The organism is Acinetobacter pittii, from assembly GCF_034064985.1.
Lineage (GTDB): Bacteria > Pseudomonadota > Gammaproteobacteria > Pseudomonadales > Moraxellaceae > Acinetobacter > Acinetobacter pittii_H.
In genome coordinates this window covers 1,888,609-1,902,879 of record NZ_CP139249.1, presented here as the reverse complement: position 1 = coordinate 1,902,879, position 14,271 = coordinate 1,888,609, and the positions used below count along the sequence as shown (strand labels likewise).

16 protein-coding genes are annotated in these 14,271 nt (G+C 35.3%); 13 read left to right on the top strand and 3 right to left on the bottom strand.

Annotated features, from left to right (window positions below; all coding sequences use genetic code 11):
• The first annotated feature begins 131 nt into the window (after positions 1-131).
• Positions 132-533 carry a transcriptional repressor gene (locus tag SOI76_RS09065; protein WP_004792413.1) on the top strand — a complete coding sequence of 134 codons (402 nt, stop codon included), beginning with the start codon at positions 132-134 and terminating at the stop codon, positions 531-533.
• Between the two features lie 55 nt (positions 534-588).
• Here SOI76_RS09065 and SOI76_RS09060 read toward each other — a convergent pair whose 3' ends face one another.
• Positions 589-2,367, bottom strand: coding sequence for a bifunctional metallophosphatase/5'-nucleotidase (locus SOI76_RS09060; RefSeq protein ID WP_104079655.1), 1,779 nt, complete (start codon positions 2,365-2,367; stop codon positions 589-591).
• A gap of 248 nt (positions 2,368-2,615) precedes the next feature.
• On the opposite strand from SOI76_RS09060, the gene pqqA reads away from it, so the two are divergent.
• The 9 genes from pqqA to SOI76_RS09015 all read left to right on the top strand — a co-directional run bounded on the left by pqqA (position 2,616) and on the right by SOI76_RS09015 (position 9,015).
• Entirely contained in the window at positions 2,616-2,690 is a 75-nt protein-coding gene (gene pqqA / locus SOI76_RS09055; RefSeq protein ID WP_001982218.1) for a pyrroloquinoline quinone precursor peptide PqqA, read from the top strand.
• 75 nt (positions 2,691-2,765) lie between these two features.
• Positions 2,766-3,677, top strand: a complete 912-nt coding sequence (gene pqqB, locus SOI76_RS09050; protein ID WP_104079656.1) for a pyrroloquinoline quinone biosynthesis protein PqqB — start codon at positions 2,766-2,768, stop codon at positions 3,675-3,677.
• 8 nt (positions 3,678-3,685) lie between these two features.
• On the top strand, positions 3,686-4,444 hold the full coding sequence (pqqC, locus tag SOI76_RS09045) for a pyrroloquinoline-quinone synthase PqqC (protein WP_104079657.1): 759 nt from the start codon (positions 3,686-3,688) through the stop codon (positions 4,442-4,444).
• Positions 4,441-4,725, top strand: coding sequence for a pyrroloquinoline quinone biosynthesis peptide chaperone PqqD (gene pqqD, locus SOI76_RS09040; protein ID WP_104079658.1), 285 nt, complete (start codon positions 4,441-4,443; stop codon positions 4,723-4,725). Before pqqC ends, pqqD begins: the two co-directional genes overlap by 4 nt.
• A complete protein-coding gene (gene pqqE / locus SOI76_RS09035; protein WP_104079659.1) occupies positions 4,722-5,876 on the top strand; it encodes a pyrroloquinoline quinone biosynthesis protein PqqE in 1,155 nt (384 codons plus the stop codon). Before pqqD ends, pqqE begins: the two co-directional genes overlap by 4 nt.
• A gap of 18 nt (positions 5,877-5,894) precedes the next feature.
• Positions 5,895-6,947: a dipeptidase gene (locus tag SOI76_RS09030; RefSeq protein WP_104079660.1), complete on the top strand. Its 1,053-nt coding sequence runs from the start codon at positions 5,895-5,897 to the stop codon at positions 6,945-6,947.
• Positions 6,948-7,527: 580 nt separating this feature from the next.
• Positions 7,528-7,701, top strand: coding sequence for a hypothetical protein (locus SOI76_RS09025; protein WP_205668417.1), 174 nt, complete (start codon positions 7,528-7,530; stop codon positions 7,699-7,701).
• A gap of 251 nt (positions 7,702-7,952) precedes the next feature.
• Positions 7,953-8,189, top strand: coding sequence for a hypothetical protein (locus SOI76_RS09020; RefSeq protein WP_032056373.1), 237 nt, complete (start codon positions 7,953-7,955; stop codon positions 8,187-8,189).
• Positions 8,190-8,427: 238 nt separating this feature from the next.
• Entirely contained in the window at positions 8,428-9,015 is a 588-nt protein-coding gene (locus tag SOI76_RS09015; protein WP_016141041.1) for a hypothetical protein, read from the top strand.
• Between the two features lie 17 nt (positions 9,016-9,032).
• On the opposite strand, the gene SOI76_RS09010 is transcribed toward SOI76_RS09015, so the two are convergent.
• Positions 9,033-10,598 (bottom strand): phospholipase D family protein, encoded by a 1,566-nt coding sequence (locus SOI76_RS09010; protein WP_104079661.1) that lies wholly within the window; start codon positions 10,596-10,598, stop codon positions 9,033-9,035.
• 225 nt (positions 10,599-10,823) lie between these two features.
• On the opposite strand from SOI76_RS09010, the gene SOI76_RS09005 reads away from it, so the two are divergent.
• The 3 genes from SOI76_RS09005 (at position 10,824) to SOI76_RS08995 (ending at position 13,049) form a co-directional block, all read left to right on the top strand.
• Positions 10,824-11,258: a GFA family protein gene (locus tag SOI76_RS09005; RefSeq protein WP_104079662.1), complete on the top strand. Its 435-nt coding sequence runs from the start codon at positions 10,824-10,826 to the stop codon at positions 11,256-11,258.
• A gap of 194 nt (positions 11,259-11,452) precedes the next feature.
• The gene (locus SOI76_RS09000; protein ID WP_057076262.1) at positions 11,453-11,914 is read left to right on the top strand and encodes a hypothetical protein; all 462 of its coding nucleotides are present in this window, start codon (positions 11,453-11,455) and stop codon (positions 11,912-11,914) included.
• A gap of 826 nt (positions 11,915-12,740) precedes the next feature.
• A complete protein-coding gene (locus tag SOI76_RS08995) occupies positions 12,741-13,049 on the top strand; it encodes a hypothetical protein (protein WP_057076263.1) in 309 nt (102 codons plus the stop codon).
• Positions 13,050-13,054: 5 nt separating this feature from the next.
• Here SOI76_RS08995 and SOI76_RS08990 read toward each other — a convergent pair whose 3' ends face one another.
• Positions 13,055-14,212, bottom strand: coding sequence for a catalase family protein (locus tag SOI76_RS08990; protein ID WP_104079663.1), 1,158 nt, complete (start codon positions 14,210-14,212; stop codon positions 13,055-13,057).
• Positions 14,213-14,271 lie beyond the last annotated feature (59 nt).

Here is a 14,271-nt window from a genome sequence, read left to right as displayed (position 1 = left end):
AAGGGCAAAGCCTATTCATAGGGGAATAGGCTTTGCTTTTTTTAACGTACAAATATCCATAATTTTCAAGTAAGTATAGACAAAATAATTTTAAGAATTTCTATACTTTTCAACATTAAGGCTAATTAATCATGACGGCAACTTCAAAATCATTATTAAATGGACTACCAATAAAAAAATCGAGAATTCAGGTTTTTGAAATTTTAAATCAAAATCCACAAGGCTTAAGCGCGGTGAGCATTTATGCACAAATTAAAAATGAACATAAAATTACGCTAGGAACAATTTATCGAATCTTATCTGAATTTGAAAATCGCAAGCTCATCAAAAGGGTATTCTTAGGAAAAAGTAAGAGTATCTATAAGCTTAGAAAAGATAAGATGAGCTGTAACTTGATTTGTCTAAAAACGGCAGAAGCAACCAGTTATGAACATGAAAAAGTAAAAGAGCTACTGCATGAAGTTATAGATGTTATTTTTGCGAATACAGGAACTAATATCAGTAGTATTGAACTTAATCTCTATACAGAATAAGAACTATAAATAAAAACCAAAGGACAGCCTAAACTGTCCTTTTTTATTAAATTTACTATTTGATGACTTTAATACGTGTTGTAGCTGGAATAATTAAAGGTGAATTCTTAGCGACATAGCTTTCAAGGGCATCAATATCTTGACCGCCACCTACACGGTTTTGGCCTTCTTTTAATACCGTAAAGTTGTCACCACCATCTGCCAAAAAGCTATTTACAGTCACGCGGTATACTTTACTGTCAACCAGCGGTGAACCAACAACCATGATGTTACTTGCTCTTGGTGAAACAGCCGCATTTGCCGCATATTGATAACTCAACTCTTTAGATGGTTGTAAAATTCTAGGTGAATTTGCATTTGCACCAGACCATTGCTGTTCAAGTACATCTCTAATCTGTTTGCCAGTTAAGCTCAGAGTCACAATAGAGTTACCAAAAGGTTGCACCGCAAAAACATCTCCAAATGTAATCTGGTTACTACTGTTAATGAGTAGGTCGGCACGGACACCACCTGGATTCATTAACGTAAAATCAGAGCCTTGGTTACTTGCTTTTAACGCAAACGCTTGTTGAGCATCGGCAATCATAATACCGAGCGGGCTTTCACCACTTTCGACTTGAGTACGACTCACCACTGCTGTTGCAGTTCCGATCACACGACTTGAAATGGTGGTCACAGCTTGGCGGTATTTATCTAAAATCGCTTCAATGCTTGGGGTTTTACTAAATTTTTGATAGAGATCGGTAAGGCTTACCGTGGTTGTGCCAGAGGTATAGGCCTCACTTTGTACAGGAACTTGTTTGGCATCTTTTTTAATGATATCACCAGTTTTACCATCAAGTTCAACCTTGATGTCAGTAATGAGCGTGCCATATTGTCCAGCTGAAGTAAGCAAGAACGGTTTTGCCGGATTTTTTGTTGCATAGTCACAAATATAAGATTGATGTGTGTGACCTGAAACAACAATATCCACTGCCGGATTAAGCTTATCCAAAATTCCTAAAATCGGGCCGCTTAAGCCATCACATGTTTTTTCATTAAACTTCGTACTTGGTGCTGCACCTTCATGTACCACCACTACAATTGCTTCAATTCCTTGTTTTTGTAATTCAGGAATCAAGGCGTTTACCGTATCGGCTTCATCACGAAACTCAACGTCTTTAATACCAGCAGCAGAAACAATACTTGGCGTTGCTTTCAGAGTTAAACCAATAAATGCAACTGGAATTCCACCATAAGTTTTAACTTTATAAGCAGGAAAAATTGTTTTACTGGCGTCATTTTTCATTGCTACGTTAGCAGCAAGGAAATCAAATTTTGCACCACTAAAGTTTTTATTAATTTGGCAAGGCGCAGTGCTTGTATATTGCTGACATCCACCGTTCTTTAAACGGCGTAATTCATCTGTACCACGGTCAAATTCATGGTTACCCACAGCATTAAAGTCAATTTGAATATCATTCATGACTTCAATGGTCGGTTCATCTAAAAATAAAGAAGAGGTTAGAGGAGAAGCGCTAATTAAGTCACCTGCTGAAACTACAGCATTATTTGGATTGTCTGCTTTAAGTTTTTTAATCGCATCGGCGAAGTAACTCACTCCACCCACAGGAATACGAACAGATTGAGCAGCATCATTTGGATTTGGTGCCTCGACATAACGCTTAGGTGGCTCAAGATTTCCATGAAAGTCATTAAAAGCTAAAATATTTACGGTTTGATTGCTTCTTTGGGCAGGTGGTGCGGTGTCATTATCATCATCATTACATCCCGCCAATAACGCTACTGCCAGAGAAAGTGTTGTTACTTTAAAAAGTATTGTTAAATTTTTCATTTTTTTATCATTTGATCAATTAAGACGGATAAAAAATACGCTTTTAGTATGAATGTTTGATGAAACATCCAATAAGCAAATATGTTCGAAATATTAAAATTTGGACAAAGAATACAATTATCGAACAATATCTTAGCTAGGGGTGGTCTACAAACCCAATTTTTTTATTTAGAATAAATTTTTAATTGCCTTATAAATCTTAATCAAGTGATTCATTTCATAAGATTAATATGAACCGGAGATAATTTATGCAATGGACTAAACCAGCTTTTACTGATTTACGCATTGGTTTTGAAGTTACTATGTACTTCGAAGCGCGTTAATCAGTTTCATCCAAATATGTCATAAGCCCTAGTCTTGTTCTAGGGCTTATCTCTTTCTAATAAGATATTAATTTTATGTATATTTATGTTTTAGGTTCAGCTGCCGGAGGCGGGTTCCCGCAGTGGAATTGTAATTGCCCGAACTGTCATGGTGTACGCACAGGTACAATCCAAGCCAAAGCTCGTACTCAATCATCAATTGCTGTTTCTGAAAATGGGTCAGACTGGGTTTTATTAAACGCATCACCTGATATCCGTCAGCAACTTTTCGAATTTAAAGCAGCTCAACCAGCACGTAAATTGCGTGATACAGGAATAACAAGCGTTATTTTAATGGATAGTCAGTTAGACCATACGACTGGGCTTTTAACCTTACGTGAAGGTTGCCCAATGAATGTATGGTGTACAGAAATGGTCTACCAAGATTTAACGAGCGGCTTTCCAGTTTTTAATATGCTCAAACACTGGAATGGTGGTCTTCAATACCATGAAATTAATCCTAAACAAGCCTTTAAAATTGATGGTTTCGAAAATTTAGAATTTTTGCCCTTAATTATTAAAAGCGCTGCGCCACCATATTCACCGCATCGAAATGATCCACATGACGGCGACAATATTGCTTTAATTATCAAAGATCATAAGACACAAAAGCAGTTATTCTATGCACCGGGTCTTGGAAAAATTGACGATCAAATCATGCAGATTATGCAGAGTTCAGACTGTGTCATGATTGATGGTACGCTTTGGACAGACGATGAAATGCAACAAACAGGGGTTGGAACTAAAACTGGCCGTGAAATGGGGCATTTATATATTAGTGGCGAAGGTGGTTCATTGTCTTATTTAAACCAGTTGAGTACACCTAAAAAAGTGCTAATTCATATTAACAATACCAATCCAATTTTAAATGAAAACTCTAGCCAGTTTGCTGAGCTTAAAGCAAATAGTGTAGAAGTTGCCTATGATGGCATGCAGATTGAACTCTAAGGTGAAACATGACTCAAACACCTGAAGCTTTAACGACTGAACAATTCAAACAAGCTATTATCGATAAAGGTCAGTACTATCATATCTATCATCCATTTCACGTGATGATGTATGAAGGTAAAGCCACCCAGCAACAAATTCAGGCTTGGGTTGCAAACCGATATTACTATCAAATTAATATTCCGCTTAAAGATGCGGCAATTATGGCAAATTGCCCTGACCAGCGAGTCCGTCAAGAATGGATTCAACGCATGATCGATCAAGATGGGGAATATCCAGATGGCGGTGGTCGAGAAGCATGGTTACGCTTAGCCGAAGCTGTGGGCTTGAGTCGTGAACAAGTTATTTCTGAAGAACTGGTATTACCGGGTGTTCGCTTTGCAGTAGATGCATATGTGAACTTTGCTCGCCGTGCTTCATGGCGTGAAGCAGCAAGCAGTTCTTTAACTGAACTTTTTGCTCCACAAATTCATCAGTCACGACTTGATTCATGGCCACAACATTATCCATGGATTGATGATAAAGGCTATGAATATTTCCGTTCTCGTTTAAGTCAGGCACGCCGTGACGTTGAACATGGTTTAACAATTACACTTGATTCATTTACAACTTTAGAGCAACAAGAGCGAATGCTTGAAATATTGCAGTTTAAACTGGATATTTTATGGAGCATTTTAGATGCTTTAACACTTGCACATGTTCACAATGAAGCACCATATCACACTGTGACAAGCAAACGAGTTTGGCACAAAGGACTATTTAAATGAATAAAGGGCAGTTTGATTTAAACCTTGTGCCGACATGGCGACAAGGTTACCGTTTTCAGTTCGAGCCAGCTCAAAATGGTTTTGTGATTTTATATCCTGAAGGCATGATCAAGTTAAATGAAAGTGCAGGAGCAATCGGGCAATATATTGATGGGCAGCAAAATGTTTCTACAATTATTGCCCAGTTAAAGCAAAAGTTTGGTGATATTGCTGAGATTGATCAAGATGTAGTGGACTACATGCTCGTCGCAAAGCAACAACACTGGATTGATTTAGTATGACAGAAGGTGTTGGCCTGCCTTTATGGTTATTAGCGGAACTCACTTATCGTTGTCCGCTACAATGCCCATATTGCTCAAACCCATTGGACTATGCTCAGCATAAAAATGAGTTAACTACTCAAGAGTGGTTTGATGTTTTTGATCAGGCACGACAGATGGGTGCTGTTCAACTCGGTTTCTCTGGTGGTGAACCACTGGTACGTCAAGATTTAGAACAACTCGTTGCACATGCTCATCAACAAGGGTTTTATACCAACTTAATTACCTCGGGTATGGGCCTTACCGAACAACGTATTGCTGATCTAAAACAAGCGGGTTTAGACCACATTCAAGTGAGCTTTCAAGCTAGTGACCCTGTGGTGAATGACGCCTTGGCAGGTTCAAAGCATGCTTTTGAACAAAAGTATGAAATGTGCCGACTGGTTAAGAAATACGATTATCCAATGGTGCTTAACTTTGTTATTCATCGACATAACATTGACCAGATTGAACAAATCATTGAACTTTGCCTTGAGCTCAATGCAGATACAGTTGAGTTGGCAATTTGTCAGTTTTACGGTTGGGCTTTTTTAAACCGCCAAGGTTTATTACCCACACAAGAGCAACTGACACGTGCGGAACGGATTACCAATGAATATCGCGAAAAATTAAAAGCGCAAAATCATCCTTGCAAACTCATTTTTGTAGTGCCTGATTATTATGAAGAACGGCCAAAAGCTTGTATGAATGGCTGGGGTAAAATTTTCTTTACAGTTGCTCCAGATGGTATGGCGTTGCCTTGCCATGCAGCACGACAATTGCCAATTTCATTTCCAAACGTCCGCGAACATAAATTGTCAGATATCTGGTATAAATCAACTGGATTTAATCATTTCCGTGGTGATGCATGGATGCCAGAAGGGTGCCGTAGTTGCCCAGATAAAGACCGAGACTTTGGTGGATGTCGGTGTCAGGCCTATATGTTGACTGGAGATGCGGCTAATGCCGATCCTGTATGTGGGAAATCGCCGTATCATCAAATGATTGAACAAGCGCGGGCAGAAAGTCAGTTGGCTGCACCTCTGCAAAATTTAGTCTTCCGTAATAGTAGAAACTCCAAATCTTTAAGCGCTACACAAAATATTCCAGTCCACACGATTACAGACATATAGCAAGTAATAGGAATGCTCATGAAGCCTAGCCATATTCCAGTTTTTGATGGACATAATGATGCATTAACACGTTTATGGCTAAGTGATCATCCAGATCCTGTACATACTTTTATTCATGACCGTTTAGCTGGCCATCTTGATTTAAAACGCTGTCAAGAAGCTGGTTTTATTGGTGGAATGTTTGCGATTTTTTTACCTCCATATGGCTATGTGCAACAACATCATCCCAATAGATTATTTGATCAGAATGCTGCTGATTTTACCCAACAGCAAATTGAACAAATTTGTTTAGAACAACTCGATTTAGCTCACCAACTTGCTCAGTATTCTAAAAATATTAAAATCTGCACATCGGTTCAAAATATTCAGGATTGCCGGGCAGAGAAAAAGCTAGCAATTGTATTGCATATGGAAGGTGCTGAAGCTTTACAGCAAAATCCTGATTTACTCGATGTATTTTATGAAAGAGGCTTGCGTAGTATTGGCCCACTTTGGAATAGACCTAGCCGCTTTGGACATGGTTTAAATGCTAAGTTTCCTCACTCACCTGACACAGGAGCAGGTCTCACGAGTGATGGCAAAGATTTTATAAGACGCTGTGCTGATAAAAAGATGGTGATTGATGTTTCACATATGAATGAGAAAGCTTTTTGGAATACTGTAGATATATTGCAGCAGCCAATTGTAGCAACCCATTCTAATGTGCATGCCTTATGTCCTCAAGCACGCAATTTAACTGACCCACAACTCAAAGCAATCCGAGAAAATAAAGGGATGGTAGGGGTAAATTTCGATGTCGCTTTTTTACGATCGGATGGACAACGAAATGCAGATACATCCATTGATGTAATTTTGGAACATTTAGAATATTTAATGGATCATTTGGGCGAAGAGCATGTGGGCTTTGGTTCGGATTTTGACGGTGCACTTATAGGTACTGAACTTGAAGATGTGACAGGCTTACATCGCTTAATTGAACATATGCAACAGCGTGGTTATTCTAAAACACTGATTGAAAATATATGTCTTAATAATTGGGTGAGGGTGCTTGATAGAATTTTGGGTCAATAATGAATGACTAAACAGAGTTAATCTACAGAATCATAACTATTTTTTTATTGGCCGAAATGACTAAAAAAAATACAAATAGTTTAATTGTCAACCATTCGGTATATTCACTACACTCAACCTTACTGAATGTAAGAACATTTGGTATTTCAGGTCTTTTGTGGTTTTCACATCGCCCATTTCTTTATGAGAAGTAGAAATGGGTTTTTTCTTATCCCAATCAAATAAACGTGATAGTCATCACAATAATCGCCAATTATTGGTAAAACCCCTCAATCCCATCTTGACTAAAAGTTCAGCATTAAATACATTTGTATTGTATTTAAAGATAATAAGATTGCTTAGAGCAATTCATAATACTGCTTAATCCTGAAATACAGTAAAAAGCCTGTTCTTTTTTAGAATAGGCTTTTTGCTTTGTATCAAAATTTATTTTTTCAGAATATTCTACTCTTCAATTAACATAAAAAATAAACACCTTACAAAAGCGGAGCAAATGAAAGCCTTTAAATAACAAATTTTGTGCTATTAATTTAAGCTAATTGCTCAAAAGTTACTCCGTTAATCAAAGAGGTGCAAAATGTTGAAATCAATTATAGTGTTGGGAACCGGTATTGCGATTGGCATGTGTATGTACAAGAAAAAGCAAAAGAACAGTAAGAGCTTTAACACAGATAGTGATACTGACACATTGATGAGTAAAGACACTGCTAAAAATAAAGACGATAGTTCGCTTGATAATGCAGTACAAGTTTAGAATTAAATAAAAAAGGGTTCAGTTAATGAACCCTTTAATTTTTATTAAAAGTAAAAATTTATCAGCAATATTTAATTTTAATAGTTTAACTTAAAAATAATCTTTAAATTAAATAATTACTCAACTATTCATTTAATTATTACAAAAATATGATTAAAACAAAAAAAACACTTTCATTATTAAAATTTACATATTGTATCAGTGAAGTCCTTATTATTATTGATGCGGATAATAAAAAAATGGAGACTAGAATGTCAAAGCGCCATATTTTAAAGGAAGTAAGTGCCAAAAGTATGTGTGGTATGGAAATCGTTGTTGAACAAATTTATGAAAATATTTATGAAAAAAATTTTGTCCAAGCTGAACAAGAGCAGAATTGGTTACCACTTTCTAAAATTGTGATTTCGGATAAAGTCATTAATTTAGATCAGGATAATACTTTTGCTCATCCAAGAACGGGTAAAGTTTTTAAAGTCCTTAATTCTTAATATTTTTGTGTGAGTATCTTTTTAATATTTCTAAGTGATTGAGGCGAAGTATAAATATGTCTCGCCTTACACTTACTTAAGAACAAAAAATATTTTTAAAATAAGCATTCTTCAACAATGCTCATTTTTGTGACATCCTTTAACGCTTTAATGAAGAGAAATTGCATTTCATGACTCGTGATTAACTAAAAAATAGGTTAATTTGTTGATAAGATTTTTAAGTAACTACTGATTTTTTATGATAATTGAGATAGAAACACATCCACTTGAACCTTTTTTACCTGAAAATGCTCGTTTACTCATGTTAGGCAGTTTTCCACCACCACGTAATAAATGGAAGATGGATTTTTATTATCCAAATTTCCAAAATGACATGTGGCGTATTTTCGGTTTGATCTTTTTCCAAGACAAAACTTACTTTTTAAGTGAAAGCCAAAAAAATTTTAATGAAGAACGTATTCGAAATTTCTTGATTGAAACTGGTATTGCAATCTTTGATACGGCTTACCAAATTAAAAGGTTGAAGGGGAATGCTGCTGATAAATTTCTTGAAATCGTAACGCCGACAGATCTTGCTGTTTTGCTTCAGCAGATTCCTCTATGTCAGACTATTATGACCACTGGCGACAAAGCAACTGATACCTTAATTTCTGTTTTACCAGAACACACCGAAAAACCGCTTATTGGAATGTCTACCTCGACTTACTTTGCAGGACGTAACATCAATTTATACCGTCTACCATCGTCTTCTAGAGCCTATCCATTGGCACTAGAAAAGAAAGCAGAGGCTTATCGAAAATTTTTTAAAGAAATTGGGATTTTATAATTAAAGCTAAAACGCTTTTACATCATCCATTCAATTGGTAAATATGAAACTGCTTTAACCATGGTACGTTGAAAAAGGCTCGTATCTGGGTCTTTGTCGTATTCAATAATTTTTCCATCTGCCTGATAATCTAACCAAATGATCTTTCCTTCATTATTTAACTTAAGCTGGTAGGCAACTTGTGGTAAATGCTGATCAAGCATGACTGAAACTTGAGCTTGTAGTTGACTCGACTCAATAACAAGGCCAACCTCAGTATTTAAATAGGTTGAACGTGGATCAAAGTTAAATGAACCAATGAATACTTTACCGTCTACGTCAAAAAATTTGGCATGTAAGCTCGATTTATTTTTACCTTTTGCAGGGATTACACTTCCTGTAACTACTTCATACCATGTTCGGCGTCTTCGTTCTAAAAAGGGCTTAAACTCAAATAGTTCTACACCACTTTTGAGCATCTCGACTCGATATTGACTATAAAAAGCATGCACAATTGCTACATCATTTGCAGCGAAAGAGTTAGTTAAAACCCTGACTTTAACTCCCTGTACTTTTAACTGTTTTAAATAATAAGTTCCTTGCTGAGTCGGTACAAAATAAGCTGAGGCTAATTCAATATGCTGCTCAGGTTCACCCATAATGGCCATAACTTGACTATAAAGCATCTCTTCTTTAGAGGCTGACCCTAAGATTTTTTTAGGTGAATCTGCAACGAAATATGCTTTTGACCATTGAATTGGATAATTTTGTAGGAGCTCTTTTAAATAAGTTTGTGCATCAGAAAGTTTATCTTCAGTTTGAATATGATTTTCACTTTCATGAAGTAGATCATGATAGTGCTGCCTGAGTGATTGTAAGTGGTGGACAGCACATGTTCCTATGAGCTCGGTAGCATTTTGACTTAAATCACTTTGCCAAAAATCATTAAATACGACTTGAGCATGCTGTACTGTATGGCCATAAAATAAAATATCTAAATCTGTAAACTGAAACTTACTACTTGCATCAAAATATTCACTGCTGATATTTCTACCGCCGGTTACAGCAATCATGCCATCTGCAATAATTAATTTATTATGCATGCGATGGTTTACTTTTTTGAATCGAAAAATATAGTCCAAGATTCTTAAATATCTAAATTTATATGGATTAAATAATCGAATTTCAAAATTAGGGTGGTGTAGAAGACTCCTGAGAACGCCATCAAGCTTTATTCCGTTTTGATCATCGATGAGTAAACGGATTTTTACGCCACGATCTGCCGCCGTTAGCAACTCATGCAGCATTAAGTTTCCAACAAAATCATTGGTCCAAATATAGTATTGTAAATCGATCTTTTCTTTTGCATTTCTAATGAGGTACATACGAGAAGCGATACTGATAAAGGCATCATCTAGTGCGACAAAAGCAGTTAATCCTTGTTTAGTTTTTTCTGCTGCATGCTCATCATTTAACCAATTAAAGCTATTCGTCACTGTATCATTCTCATCAGGGTCGTATGTACCGTTATACGAAGGTGTATTTGTAAAGCCCCAAGCATTTAATGCCATATTACTATACTGCTGATACAGTTGATTAATCATGTAAGCTTTTAAGTCGCATCCAAGATAAGCACATCACAGCATTTTTATATTCAATTTTTATGTCAAAATTCATATTAAACGCTATAAATATATTCTGCCAAGTCTCAACTCTAGCAATTTCTTATATTTATAGGTAACTCTAAGAAAACATATCTATTTAAAAATATAAAGATAAATTTATCCCTTTTTAAGCTTAATGCTATATTCAACATTATTTTTCAGAGGATACTCGAGATGAGCCATGTAGGTTCTTGTCTATGCAATGAGATCAAATTTTCTATTCGTAATGAAATAAACACGGTTTATCATTGCCACTGTAGTCTCTGCCGTAAACAAACCGGAACGGGATCAAACGCAGCAACGTTAGTGAATAAGAATAGATTTGAATGGTTATCAGGTTTAGAACTTGTCCGCACCTATAAAAAAGAAACTGGCTTCACGTCTTCATTTTGTAGCAAATGCGGATCACCAGTACCTAACTTAGTGGGCAGTACCGACTTTATGTGGATTCCACTAGGGCTATTAGATCAAGATATTGTTGTGCTAAAGAAACTTAATTTTTGTATGGTTTCAAAAACCAATTGGGCAAATACAATAGCGGCTGATGAGTCCTATAACCAACTTCCCACTTTAAATGAACTAAAAATACTTTTTGATTAAAGTAAATTCTTATCAAAAAAATGAGACTTAGTTTGCATTAAATTTAATTTTTTCGGATGGTTATGCTTGCAAGTTTCACAAAAACACATTAATTACAATTGGCAGCACAACAATTACATTAGAAAACATGATATCTATCATACTTCCTTAAAAGGCTGAGTGAGTAGCTTAACAATAAAAGGGAGAAAATAGAGATGCCACAATATTTAATCATCGCTGAGAACGTGTATAAAAAGATTGAGGACAAAAATTTATTTTCAGAAAGCTCGGCAGAAAACTTAAATCAACTCGTGGGTGCAATTCGTAATGAAATTAAAGGCACCAAATTTAAACTTAAATACAATTTTATAGATTTTGAAGAATGCCTAACTAAGCCTTTAGAGGAATGTGCCATAAAGTTAGACATGAGCCTTATGCCGAAATATAAAAATAAGGATGAATATATACTTTGGCTCGCAGGTTTCATTGAAAGAATTACGACAGGAGGAGAGACGAAGCTTCCACCAATCTCAAAATTTATACCTCCAGATTTTAAATTTAATTATGACGAACTATCAAAAGTATCGACTTCCACTTCGACTCGAGATGATGGAGAGATGATTATCAATTACTTCAAATCAGATGCTTTTACTAAAATTATAAAAGAAGAAAAATAAGTACATAAGAAATATAGAAGTGATCGTCCACTACACTTCTATATGTCGCTGTAAATTCAGCAACCGCCTACTGGGGCGGTTTTTTAATTTAGAGTTCTTATTCCTAAAAAATATATTGTTATATCTTTTCACAAAAGTTTGCATAACGCACAGAAACAGGCTCATTGGCCTAAAAACAGATACATCCTTCAATGTTAGTTTTAAGTTTACTTAACTATCTTTTGGAGATAAGTATGTTTAAAGCTATGTTTTTCTTTGGTGCTGGTGCTGTTTTCGGTTACTGCTGTAAACACAAGGAGGATAAAGCTAAAGAGGAAAACTCATCAAAATAAGCTAAGTACATTGATAAAGAACTTGCTACTGAGTCGGTTTTTTATAAGGAGGTGTCTATGCTCCAAAATTTTAGACAAATTTTCTGTATTCATGTATGGGAATATGACTTTGATATGACTCATAATGAAATTAAAGAATGCAGGAAATGTGGAAAAATTCATAAAATGAAAATTTTCCAGAAACTTACTTAAGGTCCAAAAAGAGTACTTTTTAGTCTTAAGTAAATATTAAAAATTAAATGGGCTTAATAGATTAAATATATTGAGCCTATTTAATATCAATTTAAAATCCGAGTATTTTAGTCAATATTAAATACCTACTAATTTAATCAGAATAAAAAACCAAACTAAATCACATTTTAAAACAATAAATAGTTATACTAGTCACAACTTGTGAATTAAAATTAAAAAACTAGAAACAATTTAATAAAAATTAAAAACTTATTTTTATAACTTTAAACTTATACTTATAAATAATTAATAAGGAGGTAGAAATGCCAAAATATTTACTATTAGCAGAAAAAATTAATAAAAATATTAAAAATAAATATTCAAACAATCATTTGAAGAACTTAAACAATCTTATTCTAGAAATCAAAAAAGCTATTGCAGGTACAGAATTAAAATTTTTATATAACTTTGTGAATTTTGAAGGCACTGTAATTAGCGTTAAAAATGAATTACCCATTAGATTAGACGTGAGCTTGATTCCAAGACATAAAAGTGAAGATGAGTTTATTTTATGGTTGGCAGATTTCATTGATCGTATCACTATAGATACAAGCAAGGGCATTAATGGATAAAGTATTTAAGGTTCTTGCCTAGGTGCTGAATTCATATCATGCCGAACTCTACTGATATTTTCATAAATGACTTTACGCATTCTATTTACTGCACCTAATGGTCTATGTTCCGGTAAGGCGTGCCACGGCGTAAAAGATAGATTTTCACAAAACTTATTTTGTTCAGCTATATCAAAATTCTGCTTTGGAATATGGATAGTCGCCACTTGATAGAAAGGAGCTGCTTTCTCATCCCATTCTGTCATTGAATCTTCTACTGACATTTTGCTTGAGGTTCGTGGCTGAATAAGAAATTCCATACAAGCATCTGTACTTTGTAAAGTGCTCTTTAAAGCTTCCCTTAAATAATTATGACTAGGATTTTTAGGTAGATTGTTTGGTGGCATTGAACAGGCACGAACTGAATATTTGACTGCTCTTCGATCATTATCCAGCCCTAACTGATAAGGAACCATAGACCAGTACCGTGCATATAATGGATTTGCGATTTGCGAATTACGTGCTCCGAGTGCATTCATGGTTCCTTTAAAACCTAGGGTAATCGGAATATGGAGTTTTCTGATCATATTATGGCTATTCACATCATTCATGAAAGAAAGATATCGTTTAGCATCATTGGCAAAAAAGACCGGATGATTAATCATAATAAAATCTTGAGTGGTTGCTTGCTTTTCACTTTCTAAAATTTTTTGTCCAGACACACCTAGAATTTTGATTGCTATACCACGCGCATCTTTATTAATGTCCGCATTAGAGGCGTCATTTGAAACATTTGAAAAGCGAATCCATGCTTGATAAGTTTGATCTGGAATAAATATCCCTTTAGTCAATTGAGTGGGTATATTTTTTGAAACATGAAATTCAGCTCGCACACAGCCATGCGCTTTAGGATGTGCATCACGTAGAGCATTTCCAGCCCTATATTGTTCACGGATCGACTTTTCAATCACTTGGGCTATATTGTGAGCGATGAGTTCCTCATTAGGTTGTAACTTTTCTCCTAAAACTGGATCGATCTCTGGATAAGCAATATTCTCTGAAGAGGGCTTCACTGATAAGGGTGCCTGAGAGTGTAAAGTTTCACTGCAACCTGTTAATACAAATACAAGAGGAGTAAATACATACAAAACCTTAAAGTTTATAGGCTGTATAAAATTTGCCATTTATTATCTCCTTAGTACAAAAATATTTTAGGTAATATTAAGTTTTCTTGTTTAAGATC